The 18456-nt window shown below is 59.6% G+C and carries 13 protein-coding genes; 8 read left to right on the top strand and 5 right to left on the bottom strand.

Features of this window, described 5'->3' with window-relative positions; genetic code table 11:
- Positions 1–10 precede the first annotated feature (10 nt).
- Positions 11–1369: a TRZ/ATZ family hydrolase gene (locus BG841_RS00065; RefSeq protein ID WP_070055797.1), complete on the bottom strand. Its 1359-nt coding sequence runs from the start codon at positions 1367–1369 to the stop codon at positions 11–13.
- A 134-nt stretch (positions 1370–1503) separates the two neighbouring features.
- Between BG841_RS00065 and mtnA the strand changes: the two genes are divergently transcribed.
- Positions 1504–2577, top strand: a complete 1074-nt coding sequence (gene mtnA / locus BG841_RS00060) for an S-methyl-5-thioribose-1-phosphate isomerase (RefSeq protein ID WP_070055796.1) — start codon at positions 1504–1506, stop codon at positions 2575–2577.
- A gap of 15 nt (positions 2578–2592) precedes the next feature.
- Here mtnA and BG841_RS00055 read toward each other — a convergent pair whose 3' ends face one another.
- Together BG841_RS00055 and BG841_RS00050 are read right to left on the bottom strand one after the other, a co-directional pair.
- Positions 2593–4629 carry a carboxy terminal-processing peptidase gene (locus tag BG841_RS00055; RefSeq protein WP_416202606.1) on the bottom strand — a complete coding sequence of 679 codons (2037 nt, stop codon included), beginning with the start codon at positions 4627–4629 and terminating at the stop codon, positions 2593–2595.
- Positions 4630–5045: 416 nt separating this feature from the next.
- Positions 5046–7484 (bottom strand): DUF349 domain-containing protein, encoded by a 2439-nt coding sequence (locus tag BG841_RS00050; RefSeq protein WP_070055794.1) that lies wholly within the window; start codon positions 7482–7484, stop codon positions 5046–5048.
- 222 nt (positions 7485–7706) lie between these two features.
- Here BG841_RS00050 and BG841_RS00045 point away from each other — a divergent pair, with 222 nt between their 5' ends.
- Positions 7707–8192 (top strand): regulatory protein RecX, encoded by a 486-nt coding sequence (locus BG841_RS00045; protein WP_070058611.1) that lies wholly within the window; start codon positions 7707–7709, stop codon positions 8190–8192.
- A 19-nt stretch (positions 8193–8211) separates the two neighbouring features.
- Here the strand turns inward: BG841_RS00045 and mltF are convergent, their stop codons facing one another.
- The gene (mltF, locus tag BG841_RS00040) at positions 8212–9663 is read right to left on the bottom strand and encodes a membrane-bound lytic murein transglycosylase MltF (RefSeq protein WP_416202622.1); all 1452 of its coding nucleotides are present in this window, start codon (positions 9661–9663) and stop codon (positions 8212–8214) included.
- 394 nt (positions 9664–10057) lie between these two features.
- Between mltF and purL the strand changes: the two genes are divergently transcribed.
- Together purL and BG841_RS00030 are read left to right on the top strand one after the other, a co-directional pair.
- Positions 10058–13963 carry a phosphoribosylformylglycinamidine synthase gene (gene purL, locus BG841_RS00035; protein WP_070055793.1) on the top strand — a complete coding sequence of 1302 codons (3906 nt, stop codon included), beginning with the start codon at positions 10058–10060 and terminating at the stop codon, positions 13961–13963.
- A 451-nt stretch (positions 13964–14414) separates the two neighbouring features.
- Positions 14415–14726 (top strand): YqfO family protein, encoded by a 312-nt coding sequence (locus BG841_RS00030; RefSeq protein WP_070055792.1) that lies wholly within the window; start codon positions 14415–14417, stop codon positions 14724–14726.
- A gap of 3 nt (positions 14727–14729) precedes the next feature.
- Here the strand turns inward: BG841_RS00030 and BG841_RS00025 are convergent, their stop codons facing one another.
- Positions 14730–15278 (bottom strand): NUDIX hydrolase, encoded by a 549-nt coding sequence (locus BG841_RS00025; RefSeq protein WP_070055791.1) that lies wholly within the window; start codon positions 15276–15278, stop codon positions 14730–14732.
- A 94-nt stretch (positions 15279–15372) separates the two neighbouring features.
- Here BG841_RS00025 and BG841_RS00020 point away from each other — a divergent pair, with 94 nt between their 5' ends.
- Genes BG841_RS00020 through purT form a run of 4 tightly spaced genes read left to right on the top strand, consistent with a single transcriptional unit; the run spans position 15373 to position 17940 of the window.
- On the top strand, positions 15373–15954 hold the full coding sequence (locus tag BG841_RS00020; protein ID WP_070055790.1) for an NUDIX hydrolase: 582 nt from the start codon (positions 15373–15375) through the stop codon (positions 15952–15954).
- A 13-nt stretch (positions 15955–15967) separates the two neighbouring features.
- The gene (locus BG841_RS00015) at positions 15968–16495 is read left to right on the top strand and encodes a gamma carbonic anhydrase family protein (protein WP_070055789.1); all 528 of its coding nucleotides are present in this window, start codon (positions 15968–15970) and stop codon (positions 16493–16495) included.
- Between the two features lie 13 nt (positions 16496–16508).
- On the top strand, positions 16509–16691 hold the full coding sequence (locus tag BG841_RS00010) for a DUF1289 domain-containing protein (RefSeq protein WP_070055788.1): 183 nt from the start codon (positions 16509–16511) through the stop codon (positions 16689–16691).
- Positions 16692–16743: 52 nt separating this feature from the next.
- Positions 16744–17940 (top strand): formate-dependent phosphoribosylglycinamide formyltransferase, encoded by a 1197-nt coding sequence (gene purT, locus BG841_RS00005; protein ID WP_070055787.1) that lies wholly within the window; start codon positions 16744–16746, stop codon positions 17938–17940.
- The last annotated feature ends 516 nt before the right edge of the window (positions 17941–18456 follow it).

Raw genomic sequence — 18456 nt, 5'->3', positions numbered from 1 at the left:
ATACGCGGTATCAGTGTTTGTGGTGTTGCTGTATCCGCTCGGCCCACGCATTCACGCGCAGCATCAGATCGGGTACATCGATGCGGGTAAGCGCACCGTCTTGTAACTGGGGAACGCCACCGATCCAGCTGTGGCTGACCTGCCGGCCGTGGTTGCTGTACACCAGGTGGGAGGCGGGGTCATACACGGGCTGCAGAAAGGGGTCGCTCAGATCGACCGCAATCATATCCGCCAGTTTACCCGCTTCCAGCGACCCCAGTTCCTGGTCGCGCCCCAGGGCGCGGGCACCGTTCAGGGTAGCCATCGCCAGCGCCTGATGGGCGGACAGCGCGGCGGCATCGCCGGACACCGCTTTGGCCAGCATGGCCGCAGTGCTGAGTTCACCGAACAGGTCCAGGTTGTTGTTGCTGGCGGCCCCGTCGGTACCTATGGCCACATTGATGCCGGCCTGGCGCAGCTTTTCGACCGGACAGAGCCCGCTGGCCAGCTTGAGGTTGGATTCCGGGCAATGCACCACCTGGGCGCCGCTGGCCTGGAGCCGGGTAAGGTCGGCATCGTCGATCCGGGTCATATGCACGCACTGGGTGCGTGGCCCCAGTATACCCAGCCTGGCCAGCCGGGTGAGCGGGCGCTCGCCCGCCACCCTGATGGCCTCATCCACTTCAAAGGCCGTTTCGTGCACATGAATCTGGATCGCAACGTCACAGGCTTGCGACAAGGCCAGCGCCTGCTGCAGGGGGCCGTCGGCAATGGTGTAAGGTGCATGGGGGCCGATGGCTGGCATGATAAAGGCGTCCCCCTGCCACTGCCGGATCAGTGCTTCTCCTTTGGCAAGATACTCCTCCGGGCCGCTGCCCCACACGGTGGGCATGTCCATCAGCGGAAAGCAGATCTGGGCGCGGATGCCGATATCAGCCGCTGTTTGCGCCGCCACTTCCGGGAAAAAGTACATGTCGGAAAAGGTGGTGGTGCCGGTGCGCAGCATTTCGGCGATCGCCAGCCGGGTGCCGTCCGCGACAAACGCCGCACTGACAAATTCGGCTTCCGCCGGCCAGATGTGGTCGGTGAGCCAGGTCATCAGCGGCAGATCGTCGGCCATGCCACGGAACAGGGACATGGCCGCGTGGCCGTGCAGGTTGATCAGCCCGGGCAACAGGACGTGGTGGGGCAGATCCAGCGTTTCCCGGGTGCGATAGTGCGTATCGGCCCGGTGTTGTGGCACCACGGCGGCAATACGGTCGCCCTGAATGATCACCGCGTAATGATCGAGCACCACGCCGGCCGGTTCCACCGGAATCACCCAGCGGGCGTTAATGCGGGTATCAGCGGCCACGATGGTGTTGGTTCCGGACTGGGGGGCTGGGGTCATTCGCTTGCCTTGCAACCTGAGAGTATGTGGGCAGAAAGTATAACGAGAGGCACCCCCAGCGGCCAGTCCGGGTGCTTTTCTTTCCGGTAAAAGCGATATACTGTCGCCATTTCCCACGCTACCGGAGTTCCCCCATGTCTTCAAAGAATCCCCCCGCGGTTTCGTCCCGGATTGGCACGGTCGCCATGCGCTGGCACGGGGACCGGCTGGAGTTGCTGGATCAGCGGCGGCTGCCAATCGTCGAACACTGGGTTTCGGTGGATACCGCCAGCGAAGTAGCCGCCAGTATCCGTGACATGGTGGTGCGGGGGGCACCGGCCATTGGTATCAGCGCAGCTTATGGGGTGGTGCTGGCGGTGCAGCGGGCAAGCGGCCCGCAGTGGCGTGAAGCCGTGCGCGCGGATATGCAGGTGCTGGCGGAGTCACGCCCCACCGCAGTGAATCTGTTCTGGGCCTTGCAACAAATGGAAGCCGTGTTGGCCGAGTGTCCCACCCGGCAAGAAGCCGCCACGCGGTTGGCGCACACGGCGATCGGGTTGCATGACGACGATCTGGCCGCCAATCTGGCCATGGCCGAGCACGCGCTTGCGGTCATGGATGAACGCGAACCTTTTTCGGTGTTGACTCACTGCAACACCGGTGCCCTCGCTACGGGGGGCTACGGTACCGCGTTGGGGGTGATCCGCCGGTTGCATGCCGCGGGCCGCTTGCAGCGGGTGTTCGTGGACGAAACGCGCCCCTGGATGCAGGGCAGTCGGCTGACCGCATGGGAGTTGAGCCGCGACGGTATCCCGGTGACCCTCAACGCGGATGGTGCGGCGGCGTGGATCCTGGCCCGGGGCGAGGTGCGCTGGGTGGTGGTGGGTGCCGACCGGATCACGGCCAACGGGGACGTGGCCAACAAGATTGGTACCTACAGCCTGGCGGTATTGGCCCGTTACCACCGGGTAAGGTTCATGGTGGTGGCGCCGTCCAGTACCATCGATATGACGCTGGCCAGTGGCGCGGACATTCCCATCGAGCAGCGCGAAGGTACGGAAGTGCGCCAAATGGGCGAGGTGGTGCTGGCCCCCGAGCATGTGGACGTTTATAACCCGGTGTTTGACGTCACCCCCGCCGAGCTGATCGATGTGCTGGTGACCGAAAGAGGGGTGGTACACCGCCCGGATGCCGCCGCCATGCAGGCGTTGTTCGGCGCTCGATCCTGACGGCGGCGCCCGCACTCAGGGGGTTTTGGCGGTGACGCGCTCAGCGCTGAAAATGGATGCCAGACGCTGATCCAGGTCGAGCATGTCCGCCATGATGTGGCCCCCTTCACGGACGATGAAGTCCAGCTCTTCGTCCGAGCTTCCCGGGTCAGCGGCTTGAACGTCCTGCCAGTCCTCCAGCGCCTGCAGAGAGGCAAAGGCGGGCTTGCCCTGAATGTGTCTGCGGGCATTGGCGATCGCCAGACGGGTTTTTTCAATCCGGGCCTGCTCGGCTGCGCGGATGTCGGCGTTCAGGCTCACGTATTCGCGCTGCCGCTGCTCTTCCAGAAAGTCGATTTCCTGTTGCAGCAAGCGGAAGTCGGGGCTTTCGGCAAAGCGTTGGTCGTGACGGTCACGGAGCTGATCGATGATCGGGCTGAAGTCGAAATAGCGCGCATGGGGCACCGCTTCAATCTGGTCCCAGGGGAGGGCGTGTTCCAGCGCGTCCTCACCGATGCGGCTGGTGTCGATGCGTGACGGGATGGCAATATCCGGCACCACGCCTTTGTGCTGGGTGGAGCCGCCGGATACCCGGTAGAACTTGGACTGGGTGATTTTGAGCTGGCCATGATTCAGGGGGCGCACCGCCTGCACCGTGCCCTTGCCAAAGGTTTGCGAGCCAACCACCAGACCGCGCCCGTAGTCCTGAATGGCGCCGGCAAAAATTTCCGAGGCCGACGCACTCATCCGGTTGACCATGACCACCAGCGGCCCGTCCCATATTACGGCCGGATCCCGGTCGGACAGCACTTGCACGTCGTTGTTGGCATTGCGAATCTGCACCGTGGGACCTTTCTCGATAAACAGTCCCACCAGATCGTTGGCTTCGTGCAGCGCGCCCCCGCCGTTGTTGCGCAAATCCACGACCAAGCCGTCAATGCTTTGCCCCTTGAGTTGCTCGATCAGGCGGCGGACGTCCCGGGTGGTGCTCTTGTAGTCGGGGTCGCCTTTCTGCATGGCGCGGAAGTCCGCGTAGAACGTAGGAATGTCGATGACACCGATGCGGTAAGTGGCCCCACTCCGGTCCAGTTCGATCACCTTGCTGCGCGCACTTTGTTCTTCCAGCTTCACCTGCGCCCGTCTGATTGCAATTTTACGGGTGATGGTTTCGTCGGTCGCGCTTGCGGGAATCACTTCCAGCGTAACCAGGGAATCCCGCGGCCCCCGGATCAGATCAACCACCTCGTCGAGACGCCAGCCAATTACATTGACCGGTGTGGTTTCGTGTTCCTGGGTGACCGAAACAATGCGGTCGGCCGGGCTGAGTTGGCCCTGTTGAGCCGCGGGACCGCCGGGAACCAGTCGTACTACCTTGGTGTACTCATTGTCCGCCTGCAACACGGCGCCTATGCCGTCCAGGGACAAGCTCATGTTGATATTGAAATTTTCGGAGGTGCGCGGGGAGAAATACGAGGTGTGCGGATCCCACATGCCAGCGAAGGCATTCATGTACGCCTGGAACGCGTCTTCACTGCGGACCTGGCGTACGCGTTTCAGCTGACTCTGATAGCGGCGGGTCAGGGTGTCGCTTATTTCCTCATCCGATTTGCCGGTCAGCCTCTGGCCGAGGACCGCATTCTTGATGCGCTTGACCCACAAGGCATCCAGCTCTTTCCGGTCTTCGGCCCAGTCGGCCTTTGAGCGATCCAGCTGGATGGAATCATTGCTGTCAAAATCAAGCTTGTCGATGCCTCGGTCAATCAGTCCCAAGGCAAATTGCAGGCGTTCAATGGTGCGCATTTGCACCACGTTGTAAATATCGAAACCGGGCTGTAACTGACCGGTTTTGAGGGCAGAGCCCAGGCGGTTGCGCAGCGGTTCAAACTGCTGCAGATCCTGTTTGGTCAGATACAGCCGTTGGTTATCCAGATATTTCAGATAAGCATCAAACACGTCACCCGACAAAGCGTTGTTGATAGACAGGTCACGGAAGTGGGTAAACTGCAGCTGCCGGGCGATGAGTATGTTGGCACGGGCCTGATCAACGGTCGGGGTGACCGGCTGGAACGGCATGTCGATTTCTGTGTTCGCCGGCACCGTAACAGGCAGGAGCGCGAACGTGAGTGCAACGGCGAGGCTACCGCTCTTCCAGCTGTGTTGAAACCGCCGGAAAGCCCGTGCCTTACGGGAGGGAAGATGTTCCGCCATTGTCATAGTCGTACGCACCCGAATAGTATTTGATGGTCTCGCCGTTCTGTTAGATACGACGCAGAAACCCTTTCAGACTGACTGATAGCTTCATTTTAGGCAAGCAGAAACGCAGTTACTATAGGCGCGCGGGATTGTAGTGTGACCAAATGGCCAAAAGCCTGCCGGAAGCGTAACCGGGAATGGTGGCTTTCCTGAAGTTCCGTGGCCGGGAGAGCCGGGGCAGCCCGCACGCTGGCGGGCTGGGGGCTGCAGAAATTTCGGGCGGGGCGCAACGACGGTCAGGCCGTTACGGACTCCAAAGCGGCGATGAGGCGCAGCGCCAGTGGCGGCGTTTTATCAGCGTCTGCCTCAGTCAGGCACCAGCCGGCGATCAGGGTTTCCAGTTGCTCGAAGTTGTTGGTTGCCCCGGTGCCATTGGTGATGCCTTCCGCCAGGCGTTTCACTTGCACTTCCATGCGCAAGGCCTGGTCTTCGGCTGGCGAAGGCGCACCGGATACAATTTCCGCACGAATCACCAGTTCGTGCATGGTCAGGGGCTCCAGAGATGCTGCCCGTTGCGGCCAGTGTTGCGGCAACCCGGCAGGATCAGGCCGGTGAGTCAGACTGCTTTCAATCCATTGCTTCCATTGAGTCACCCGGGCCTGCAGCTTTTGCTGTTGCTGCAGATCTTCGATTTGCTGCCGGGCTTGCCGGACCTGTTCGCGCATGGTGCGAGACAAGGGCTCCGGTTCGAGGGTGGCCAGCTTGCCGAGGTGCGCCGCGAGGACATCAGCCGGCAAGGAACCATTCGCCAGATCTGCGGTGACCTCGGCCAGCAAGGTGTTTGCCCGCTGATCGGCGTCGCGGGTTTGCACTTCCCGGGCGTTGCGCTGAGCCTCGCGGCGGCCGAACACCTGATCGCAGGCTGTGCGGAAACTGCGCCATAATTTACGGTCTTCCCGGTGGCGGGTGACGCCAATGGCTTCCCATTCGGTTTGCAGTGATTTGGCTTGTTCCAGTGCTTCCGCCAGGGGTTCATGATGGATCAGCGCCTCGGCTCTGGCCACAATGTCGGCCTTCAAAGCTTCGTTTTTCTCCCGCTCCTGATTCAATGGGGCTTCGATGCGCTTGAGCAGTTCGTCAAACTGCTTCTGCACCGCACGGTTGTCGCGAAACTCTACCGGCCAGGCGGCTTTCCACTCATCACGGGCGGTCCGATGAATCTGCTCGGCTGCTTTCCAGTCGACCCGGGCCCAGTCGGTCTGTTCAACGTAGGTGCTGAGTTGGCTGCAGATCAGTCGCCGTTTTTCAAGATTGACCTGTTTCAATTCGGATTTGGCGGCGAAGTAGGCCTTGCAGGGTTCGTAGGCGGCATCGGAGGCCTGTTTGAATCGTGCCCACAGTTCCCGGTTGGGTGAGCCCCCCAGGTCGCGCCACTCGTTCTGCAGCTCTTTGATGCGGGCGGCCTTGGCTTCGGGTTCGATCGGTTGCTCGGCCAGGTATTCCATTTGCTCACACAAGGCGATTTGCTTGGGCTCGGTGGCGAAGCCCTGCCAGTCGCTCAGCTCCTTGAGCTGTCCCGCCAGTAATTGCAGGCGGGCCTGAAAAGGGCGACCGTGGCGCTGGTCCAGGGTGCGATGCTGCTGCTGGGCGGTTTTGAAAGCCTGTCGCGATTCTTTCAACTGCCGCGCCTCCAGCGCTGCTTCCAGGGTTTTCAGGGAAGTTTCCAGCCGCGCAACTTGTGCCTGCTGGTCTGCCGCCGCCGTTTCTGCAGGGGGCGCCGCAGGCGCTTCTTTTTTAAGCCGTCGATGCAACTCGTTCAGCAGCGCGGGCAGCGGGAATTCCGACGGCCAGGCGAGACTGTCCAGCGCCTGGCGAATCTGCTCCGCTGAGGCCTCGGGGTCTGCCCGTAATCCCTGCAGCAGGTCCTGCTGGTGTTCCAGCTGGCGCGCCGCCGCGATGTACCGTTTCAATGCGGGCATCAGGGTTTGGTATTGCTTTTGTTCGGAACGGCTGACTTCAGTGTCCCGGGTTGCCTCCAGCCAGCGGTTTTCCTGGGTTTTTTGCAGCGCGTCCAGCGACGGCACGGAAGGAGGCTCGCTGCTGCTGGTGTTCTTCAGGCTCTCCAGGGTGCTGGTCAATAACTCCAGGGTGCTGGTGCGCTGACCGGCCTGTTCCTGATGACGTTGAACCTCGGCTCGGTCCGCCTGCAGGGCGTCGGCGCGCTCGCGACACCGCAAGGTGGCCGCCTGAAAGTCGGTTTTCTGGGCCGCGCTGGCGTGCTCCTGCACCGTCGCCCACTGGCTTTTCAGGGCTTCGAGACGGGCTTCATACAGTTTGGTGTCGTCGCTCGTGGCCTGATCGGCCGCCTGTTTGAGCAGTTGGCCGACCCGCTCACTGAGGCGCTCTGCTTCCTGTTCCCGTTCCCGGATCGACTGGAGTTTCTGGCGCACAATCTGATACACGCCCTTGTCTTTGGTGCGGGCCAGTTTCTGTACTCTGGCAAGGGCGTCTGTGTCGACCAGTAATTGAGCAGCGGACAGGCGGATATCGGCAGTCACACCTTCGGTCGCGAGTGACTCGGCCTGTTGCTGGGACGGTGATTCTGCGAGGATGGCCCGTTGATCGCTGAGCTGTTGTTCGTGGGCGGACTGGCGGGGGGGCTCGGGCGCAACGTCCGGGGTTGGTGCGACCGTCGCCTTGCGACGCTTGAACAGTTTCTGGATGAATGCAGCCATATCGGTATCCTTCAGTATTGAAAGCAGATCCTGGTGTCCGGCGAAGTGGCCGGCACCCTAAATCGGCGGCCCGATACGGGCAGGCGCCGAGCACATAATGCGTTGAGTGTGGGTTAGTCCACGGCGGCTGGCTCTTCGGCTTCACAGCAGCTCAGCGGGTAGATGAAGTAGCCAGGCGGACACTAGTCTAGCGTTTTGTCGGTACAAGCGGAAAGAATGATCATGACAAAGGCAGAAAAACCGGAAGATCCCGAATACAGGGCCCGCGCTGCGGCCTTGCGCCTGCTTGCGCGCCGGGAGCACAGCCGCACCGAACTGACGGCCAAATTGCGCCAGCGGGGAGTGGAGGCGTCCATTATCGAGGGCGTTCTGGATGAGTATGAACAGGCCGGCTGGCTGAGCGATCGCCGTTTTGCCGATGTGTACGCCCGCCAGCGACGGGAGCTGGCCTATGGCCCGGTCAAAATACGGGCGGAATTGCAACGGCGGGGAATCCGCTTCGAGCCGGAGTGTCTGACTGAAACCACCGATGAGGAATGGGTAGAATTGGCTGTGCGCTGGCGGCAGCGCACCTTTGGTTTGGCCAGTGTGCAGGGTAACTGGCCCGAAAAAGCCCGCCAGGCCCGGTCACTGTCCCAACGTGGGTTTACTGGCGCGCAGGTCGAGCGCGCGCTGGCGGCGGGCGAGACCGCCGAGGATGACCACTGAGCCGGCCAGGCATATGCGGTTACAGGGTTGGGGGGGTGAGCGCAAACACCGTCGGCAGGAGCGCCTGTTGCGGTTGCTCGTCCGCTGCACCGGAAAACTCCGGGTCAGACTCCGGGACAGGCTCCCGTTGGGCCATCTGTCCGGAACGCTCGGCCGGGTCGTGCATCCAGGCCAGAACGTCGAAATAGCGGCGGATATTCTGCACGTAAATGACTGGCTCATGGCCGCGGGCGTAGCCGAACCGGGTTTTGGAATACCACTCTTTTTGCGCAAGCAAGGGTAAGAACTCTTTCACGTCAATCCAGCGATCCGGGTTTTTGCCCGCAGACTGGGCCAGCACTCTGGCGTCTTCCAGGTGGCCATAGCCAACGTTGTAAGAAGCCAGCGCAAACCAGGTACGGTCCGGTTCGGGAATATGCTCGGGAATGCGCTCATGCACCATGCTGAAGTAAAGGGCGCCGCCCTGAATACTCTGCTCCGGATCCAGACGATTGTTGACCCCGATATAGGCGGCAGTGTTGCGGGTCAGCATCATCAGGCCACGTACGCCGGTGGGCGAGACTGCGTTGGGACGCCAGTGCGATTCCTGATAGCCAATCGCGGCCAGCAGTCGCCAGTCGAGATTGTATTGACTGGCGTAGTGCTGAAACAGGGCCTCGTACTTGGGTAAGCGGTTGTGCACATGCTGGACGAAGGTGCGGGCGCCGACATAGCCCAGGCGGTCAAGGTGGCCGTAATAACGTTCAATCAGCTGGGCCAGGGAGCCGTCGGTCTGCAGGGCGTCGATGAAATCGGTCGCGGCATCGTGCAGGGTGGTGTCTTGCTCGGCGGGAAACAACCAGACGAGGCTTTCCGGCTCGTTTAACGTGAAGGCCTTTTTCACATTGGGGTAGTACACGTGGTTAATGGCCAGTTCGTTTGAGGCGACCACGGCGTAGGGCATGGCTCCAGACTCCACCCGTTCCAGCAGGCCCGCAGCGTCCAGATTGGGGTGGTCCTGCCAGTTGATTTCCGGCAGAGCGCTTCGCAATGCCGCCAGATGCCGGCTGTGATTGCCATCGGCGACCGTGTGCAAGACCCTGTTGGTCAGATCTTCAGGCTGTCTCGGGCGGGGGTGGTCCCGGTTGTAGACCACCACTGATTGGGTGGTCAACCCGGTGGGTACGGTGGTGAAACGCCCGGCAAACTCGGGTTTGTCCGCCAAACCGGCGAGTCCGATGTGGGCGTAGTTACGATCCAGTACCGACAGGATTTCCGTGTTGTCTTCGGCAATTCGCACCCGCAATTCCACCCCCAGGCTGCGCGCGAACTGCTTGGCCAGTTCGTATTCAAACCCGGCGGGACCGTCCCGGTCCTCGTAATATATAGACGGCGCATTGCGGGTGATGACGTGCAGCACGCCTTCGGCGCGAATTTCTTCCAGGGTGCTGGGGCGTGAGCACCCTGCGACCAGCAGCGTCAGGCCAAGCAGGGCCAGGCCGCGAAGGCCGCTGCGCAGATTGCGCGGTGATCTGGATGGTAGTGATGGTGCCAAGCCCTTGTCTCCCGTACACCAAGTCTGAAGCATTACCTGTTCTTGCGTGCGTAAGTCGGGCAGCCAGTAATCCTTAGTTGATCCGCGATGATCCATCAAATTGCCGAGCCTGGTCAAATCAGTCATGTTAACGATAGGCAAAGTTGGGGCAATTGTCAGGTCGACACCCGTTAGACGGTGGTCGCACCCCGTGACGAATATCCCTACTGTATCCTTTCAGCGCTTTCCAGTATTATGGCGCCGTTCAGACAGGCGGGTGTCTTTGTTTGCTCCGGTTGAGCCGGCAAAGCTTGCCCTGACTTCCCCGAAATGCGTAATACAGGTTCAGACCATGTTGGAACTCCGCGGCGCACCCGCGCTTTCGCCCTTCCGTTTTCAAAAGCTGCTTGCCCAGATTCAATCCATCGTGCCTGCAGTTTCGCACGTCTATGCGGAATACATGCACTTTACTGATTTGGAGACGTCGCTCTCGGAGACCGAGCAAAGCGTTCTCGACAGGCTGTTGACCTACGGCCCCAGTGTCACCGCAGAAGAACCCGACGGTATTCTTTTTTTGGTGATACCCCGTCCCGGCACCCGTTCACCCTGGTCGAGCAAAGCGACAGAAATCGCGCGCAATTGTGGCTTGCGACAGGTTCGCAGCATCGAGCGGGGTACCGCTTATTACGTGCAGACCGAGGGCAAACTCGGGCTGGCGCAGCGCGAGCAGATCGCGGCCTTGCTGCACGATCGCATGACCCAGAAGGTGTTTCATGAAATGGCCGGTGCCGAGCTGTTGTTCCATCGTGAAGAACCGCGCCTGATGAACCACATCAACATCCTGGGCGGTGGCCGGCAGGCTTTGGTGGACGCAAACCATGCAATGGGGATGGCGCTGGCGGACGACGAGATTGATTATCTGGTAAACGCTTTTACCGGACTGGATCGCAATCCGACCGATGTTGAGTTGATGATGTTTGCGCAGGCCAACTCGGAGCACTGCCGCCACAAGATTTTCAACGCTTCCTGGGACATCGACGGCGAAGAGCAGGCAAAGTCCTTGTTTGCAATGATTCGCAACACCTATGCGATGAACAGCGAAGGTGTGTTGTCGGCATACAAAGATAACGCCTCGGTGATCGTCGGGAGTAAAGGTGGGCGGTTCTTCCCCAACCCCGATACCGGGGTTTACGGCTACCACCCTGAAGACATCCACATTCTGATGAAGGTGGAAACCCATAACCATCCGACGGCGATTTCGCCCTTTGCCGGTGCGGCTACCGGTTCCGGTGGCGAGATTCGTGACGAAGGGGCGACCGGACGTGGTTCCAAGCCCAAAGCCGGGTTGTGCGGTTTTACCGTATCCAACCTGAATATCCCCGGCGACAAACAACCCTGGGAAGGCGATTATGGCAAGCCGGACCGCATTGTCTCCGCCCTTGACATTATGATCGAAGGCCCGATTGGCGCCGCATCCTTTAACAACGAATTCGGCCGCCCCAACCTGACCGGCTACTTCCGCACCTACGAAGAATCCGTTGCCGGGCCCGCCGGTAATGAAGTTCGCGGCTACCACAAGCCGATTATGATCGCCGGTGGCCTTGGGAATATCCGCGCCAACCACGTGGATAAAGGCACCATCCCGGTCGGTGCCAAGCTGATCGTGCTGGGTGGCCCATCCATGCTTATCGGACTCGGAGGAGGGGCCGCATCCTCCATGGATTCCGGGTCCAGTAACGAGAACCTGGACTTTGCCTCGGTACAGCGTGGCAACCCTGAAATGGAACGGCGGTGCCAGGAAGTGATTGATGGCTGCTGGCAGATGGGTGACGACAACCCACTGAGTTTCATTCACGACGTGGGCGCGGGCGGGCTGTCCAATGCCATGCCGGAACTGGTCAAAGATGGCGGCCGGGGCGGTAAGTTTGAGCTGCGTGAAATTCCCAACGACGAGCCGGGAATGTCGCCGCTGGAGATTTGGTGCAACGAGTCCCAGGAGCGCTATGTACTCGCGGTTGCGCCGGAGAACCTTGAGCGCTTCGATGCAATCTGCCGCCGCGAGCGTTGCCCGTACGCGGTCATCGGTGAGGCCACAGAAACCCACCATCTGGAGTTGGCGGACGCCTATTTCAATGACAGCCCGGTTGATCTGCCAATGGACGTGTTGTTTGGCAAACCGCCCAAGATGCATCGCAGCATTACCCGCACGTCCTTTGCCAAGCCGGTGTTCGATGCCAGCGAGGTTGATCTGCATGAAGCCTTGCGCCGGGTTTTGCGGTTGCCGTCCGTCGGCAGCAAGAACTTTCTCATTACCATCGGTGACCGCACGATCACTGGCCTGGTGGCCCGCGACCAGATGGTGGGCCCCTGGCAGGTGCCGGTAAGCGATGTGGCCGTCACCGCCGCATCTTTCGATGTGTACGCGGGCGAGGCGATGGCCATGGGTGAGCGTACCCCCATTGCGGTGGTGGATGCGCCGGCCTCTGGCCGCATGGCGGTGGGCGAGGCGATCACCAACCTGGCCGCCGCGCCCATTGCCAAGCTGTCGGATATTCGCTTGTCCGCCAACTGGATGGCCGCTGCCGGCCACCCGGGTGAAGACGAGAACCTGTACGAGACCGTGCGCGCGGTGGGTATGGAGCTGTGTCCGCAGCTGGGCATTACCATCCCCGTGGGCAAGGATTCCATGTCAATGAAAACGGTCTGGGAAGAAGACAGTGGGGAACAGAAGAGCGTGACCTCCCCTCTCTCCCTCGTAGTGAGTGGCTTTGCGCCGGTGACGGATGTTCGCCGTACGCTGACGCCACAATTGCAAGTGGAAGCGGGCGACACCGACCTTATCCTGATTGATCTGGCTGCCGGGCAAAACCGCTTGGGTGGTTCCGCGTTGGCACAGGTTTATCGGCAGGCAGGCGAAGTTGCTCCGGACCTTGATGACCCCGAAGATATCAAGGCTTTCTTTGCGGTCATTCAGGGACTGAACAGTGATGGCAAGTTGCTGGCCTACCATGATCGTTCAGACGGTGGCCTGTTTGTTACACTGGCGGAAATGGCGTTTGCCGGTCACACCGGCATCGACATCAAGCTGGACGTATTGGCCGAACAACAGGAACAGCTGGCCCGTGAGCTGTTTAACGAGGAGCTGGGGGCGGTCATTCAGGTGCGCCGCGAAGACACCGAGTTTGTGCTGCAGCAGTGCTCCGGTGCAGGGCTGGGCGAGCACACCGCAGTCATCGGCTCGGTAAACGGGGATGACCGCATCCGCTTCAGCTTCAACGCAGACACGGTGATTGACGAACCCCGCCATGAGTTGCTGAGACTCTGGTCGGAGACCAGTTATCGCATTCAGTCGCTGCGAGACAACGAGAACTGTGCCCAGGAAGAGTTTGACAACCTGCTGGATGCAGACGATCCGGGGCTGCACGCCAAGCTGACGTTTGATCCCGGCGACGACGTTGCGGCGCCCTATATCAATACCGGCGCAAAACCGCGGGTCGCGGTGCTGCGGGAGCAGGGCGTCAACGGTCAGGTGGAAATGGCGGCGGCGTTTGACCGTGCCGGCTTTGAGGCGACCGATGTGCACATGAGCGACCTGCTGTCCGGGCGGGCCGAACTGGATGGCTTCCAGACCCTGGTCGCCTGTGGTGGCTTCTCCTATGGTGACGTGCTCGGCGCCGGTGGGGGGTGGGCAAAGTCCATTCTGTTCAATGAGCGCGTGCGCAATCAGTTTGTCGGGTTTTTCAATCGGACCGACACCTTGACGCTGGGGGTGTGTAACGGGTGTCAGATGCTTTCCAGCTTGCATGAACTGATTCCCGGGAGTGAAGGCTGGCCGCGTTTTGTGCGCAACCAGTCCGAGCAGTTTGAGGCCCGTCTGGTGATGGCTGAAGTGGCCAGCTCACCCTCGGTGTTTCTGGAAGGCATGGCCGGTTCCAGAATGCCCATAGCGGTGGCACACGGTGAAGGGCGGATCGAGCTGGAAGACTCGGTAACCGTGGCCGCACTGGCGGACCGCAATCAGGTGGCCCTGCGCTACGTGGATAACCGCGGTGAAGTAACCGAGCGCTATCCGTTCAACCCGAACGGATCGGAAGGGGGGGTGACCGGTCTGACCACCACAGACGGCCGGGTCACGATCATGATGCCGCACCCTGAAAGATTGTTCCGCACGGCCCAATACTCCTGGGCGCCGGCCGAGTGGGGCGAAGACGGTCCTTGGCTGCGGATGTTCCGCAACGCCCGCAAGTGGATCGGCTGAGATAGCTTAGAGCACTAGAGGAAAACCGGTGACCGCAGTGCGCCCCAGGGCGCATGCGGTCACCGGTTTTTTTTATGCCGGGCGCTGCCTTTTTTTGCTGCATATTTCAACCGTGTTTGCACCTTAAACAGCACAAATTTTGCTTGACTCACGGGATTTATGCACATGTGACATGTGTCACTGTTTGAACCGTGAGCAATGTCAGTACAATTCCTTAAAATTTTCGTTGACGATCGTAACTTGCTGAAAGTAATAGATTTAAATTGATCGTCGAAATTGTCACCAATTTGTCATGAGGCCAGTAACGGCAGGGGTTCGAGGGCCTTACCCTGATTTTTTCCCCAGAGTTATCCACAGAATTTGTGGGTAAGTCGATAAGTGATTGGACTGTGCAAATATCAATCTATATATTGTGGGATAGGTGTCCAAACCGGTCCGTGGAGGGGGTTCATTGTACAAAATTTGTTTTTTCGTCCCGGAAAGAGCTCTGGAGACCACCAAACAGGCCCTGTTTGATGCCGGCGCCGGACGCATTGGTGATTATGACCGCTGCGCCTGGCAGGTTCTCGGGCAGGGGCAATTCCGGCCGCTGCAGGGCAGTCAACCCCATATCGGGAGCCAGGATCACCTTGAAGTGGTGAGCGAATACCGGGTGGAAATGGTGTGTGAGAGTGCGTTTATCCGGCAGGCCGTGGCTGCGCTGAAGGCTGCGCATCCTTACGAAGAGCCTGCCTATGAGGTGTATCGACTGGAGTCGCTGTAGCGATCAGGACTTGTCTTTGATGCTGTAGCGCACGTCGCTGACATGCAGGGGGAAAGACCGGGTGCCGCTGTCGTTGACGAAGTGTTCCAGCGTGCGGCGCACCGTGGGAAAAGAAATCTCATCCCAGGGAATTTCGTCCAGGCCAAACAAGCGGGTTTCCAGCGACTCGTCACCGGCGCCGTGCTTGCCGTTGGTCATGGTGGCGAGGTAAAAAATGTGGACCTGGTCAATGTGTGGTACGTCAATCATGGTGTACAGGTTGTCGATGGTGACTTCGGCGAGGGCTTCTTCCAAAGTTTCTCTGGCCGCTGCCTCCCGGGTGGTTTCTCCGTTTTCCATGAAGCCGGCGGGCAGGGTCCAGAAACCATACCGTGGTTCAATTGCACGTCGGCACAAGAGCACCTGGCCATTCCATACGGGGACCGTGCCGGCAATGATCCGCGGGTTTTGGTAGTGGATGGTGCTGCACTCCGGACAGACAAACCGGTACCGGTTGTCTCCTTTCGGAATTTGACGCTCAACAGCGTTCCCACACGTGCTGCAGTAATTCATCGATTTCCCCGTATACTGTAATAAGTGGCGGAACTTAGTGTATATGGCTCTTCGTTTTAAGTCCCACCTCAACAAACAATCCGGAGGTTTGGTTTTGCGTGATCTGCTCTCCGAGCGACTGTCAGGCTATGCACCACGGCAGTTGGCCCTGAATTACCCTGAAGCGGGGGTCCTGTTACCGGTGACTGATTCTTGTGGTCGTCCGGAGATAATATTCACTTTGCGATCCCAGAAGATGACCACGCACCGGGGACAGGTCTCGTTCCCCGGGGGGAAGCGAGACCGGGCGGATGCCACTCTGGCTGAAACGGCCCTGCGTGAAACCCACGAGGAAATCGGGCTGCCACCGAGTCAGGTGCAAATGATTGCCCCTCTGGGTCAGGTCATGTCCCGGTACGGTATTCTTGTTACGCCTTTTGTGGGCGTGGTGCCGCGGGACGCGGAGTTGGTCGCCAACCCTGATGAAATTGAAAGCATATTCAAAGTGCCGGTCGATTTTTTCCTGGAAGACCGGAGAGCGCGCACGGACCCACTGCCGTTTCTCGACAGTACTTATTACGTGCCCTGTTACCAGTGGGAGCGTTATCAGATCTGGGGGCTGTCCGCCGTGGTACTGGTCGATTTTTTGAATGCTGTGTACGATGCGGACATAGATTTGCTTCAACCGCGCACATAATAAGGAACATGCAATGCTTTACGAGCTGGAAGGCCGTGCCCCCGAATTACACGGGAGTGATCAGTTTATCGCCCACAACGCGACCGTCGTCGGCCATGTGGAACTCCATGAAAAATGCAGCGTTTGGTTCAACGCCGTGCTCCGCGGTGATCTTGAACTCATCACCATCGGGCCGGAAACAAACGTTCAGGACGGTGCGGTACTGCACACGGATCCGGGCAAGCCGCTCACGCTCGGGCGGGGGGTTACGGTCGGCCACAAAGCCATGTTGCACGGCTGTGCAGTAGGCGATTATTCGTTGATTGGCATTAACGCGGTGGTGCTCAATGGCGCAAAAATCGGCAAGCACTGCCTGATCGGGGCCGGGGCACTGATATCGGAAGGTATGGAAATTCCCGACGGTTCGCTGGTGATAGGCGCACCGGGTAAAATCAAGCGCCAGTTGACCGAGCGGCAGCAGCAAATGCTTGAGCAGCATGCGGCGAGTTATGTACAGAACGCGGCCCGGTTTATCACCGGATTAAAGCCGGTAGAGGGGTAATTGAGAGGCGGTTATGGCGGTTAAAGATAAGGTGCGCTCGCCCTGTGTGAGTATCTGCGCCCTCGATGAGCAGGATGTTTGCATTGGCTGTCATCGAACCGGCCACGAGATATTGCAGTGGACATCCCTGTCCAACGACGAGCGCAGGGCGGTCCTGAAGAAAGTCGCCGAGCGCGAGCGCAAAGTAGCACTATAAACAGGTAGCCGACGGATGCGCGGCAAGGTCAGAAGCTCGCGGAGGGCATGGTTTGAACAACAGTGGCAGTGTAACCCTGGGAACCCCGTTAAAAGAGAACGCCTACAGGGTGTTGTTATGCGGATCTGGTGAGTTGGGTAAAGAGGTGGCGATTGAACTTCAGCGCCTGGGTGTTGAAGTGATTGCCATAGACCGCTACCCGAATGCGCCAGCGATGCAAGTGGCGCATCGCAGTCATGTGGTGGATATGCTGGATCCGCAAGCGCTGCGAAAAATAGTCGAGCTGGAGGCGCCCAATTTGATCGTTCCCGAGATCGAGGCAATAGCAACCGCCGAGCTGGTCAAGCTGGAGCAGGAAGGTTATACGGTGATTCCCACCGCCAGGGCGGTGGACCTCACCATGAATCGCGAGGGCATTCGGCGTCTGGCGGCTGAACAGCTGGGTCTGCCAACCTCGCCGTTCCGGTTTGTTGATACCAAGGAGGCGTTCGTTGAGGCGGTCAACGCGATTGGGATGCCGGTGGTGGTCAAGCCGGTAATGAGTTCGTCCGGCAAGGGGCAGAGCACCATCACTGATGCTGGTGAGATAGACGCCGCCTGGGATTATGCACAGACTGGGGGGCGCGCGGGAAAAGGGCGGGTGATTGTAGAAGGGTTTGTGACTTTTGACTATGAAATAACCTTGTTGACGGTTCGCCATGCGGGCGGTGTGAGCTTTTGCGCGCCCATCGGTCATCGTCAGGAAGACGGTGATTACAGAGAGTCGTGGCAGCCTCAACCGATGAGTGCCAAGGCACTGGAGCGGTCCAGGGACATCGCGCTGAAGATTACCGAAAATCTGGGTGGCTATGGGGTGTACGGTGTTGAACTGTTTATCCATGGCGATGACGTGTATTTTTCGGAAGTGTCGCCCCGGCCGCACGACACCGGTCTGGTTACGCTGGTGTCACAGGACTTGTCGGAGTTTGCCCTGCATGCTCGGGCGATCCTGGGCTTGCCCATTCCAGCCATCAAGCAACAGGGGCCTTCCGCCTCAGCGGTGATATTGCCGGAGGGGCAGTCGGCGCAGGTTGCCTTTACCGGCCTGGAGGCCGCGCTGGCGCAACCGGACGTGCAGTTGCGCCTGTTCGGCAAACCGGAGCTTAGCGGGCGCCGCCGCATGGGGGTGGCTTTGGCCACAGGTGACTCTATAGCGGACGCAAAGGACAAGGCGGTAACCGCCGTGCAGCGCATTAGGGTCGAGTTTTGACCGGGCGGTGTAGGTGGAAACCGCAATAAACGCGAAATTTGCGTCAAGGCCGTTGACACCTCCGTCCAGCGCTGTAGAATGCGCATCTCTTTCGAGGGGGGCGCCGCTGAGGCGGTCCGGGAATCGGAAGTAACCGTCTGATTAAGTTAAAGAATTTCAGTTTTGAATTCTTTTGAGAAAGCGGTTGACAAGGCGGTGGGTTGCTCTATAATTCGCCGCCTTGATGAGTTGGCCGGCAGGCTTGCAAGGGTGGTTTTGAGGGTTGCAGTGCTTCAAAACGAATTGCAAAATAGCGGTTGACAGGGTGGTTGGAAGCGGTATAATGCGCCACCTGATTTACGAAGTAACGGATTGATTCGATTGAGTTTGTTTTCAGTCTCTCTCGAAAATAAACGTTGACAAGGCGGCAGGGTTCGGTAGAATGCGTCTCCTTGATTGAGCAACGGCTCAAGCGCTCTTTAACAAGTTAACCAAGTAATTCGTGTGGGCGCTGACCGGGATGTTTCGGTACGAAAC

It is taken from the genome of Marinobacter sp. X15-166B (genome assembly GCF_001752365.1).
GTDB lineage: Bacteria > Pseudomonadota > Gammaproteobacteria > Pseudomonadales > Oleiphilaceae > Marinobacter.
The sequence above is the reverse complement of the archived record's forward strand: the minus strand, read 5'-3'. Positions and strand labels throughout refer to the sequence as shown.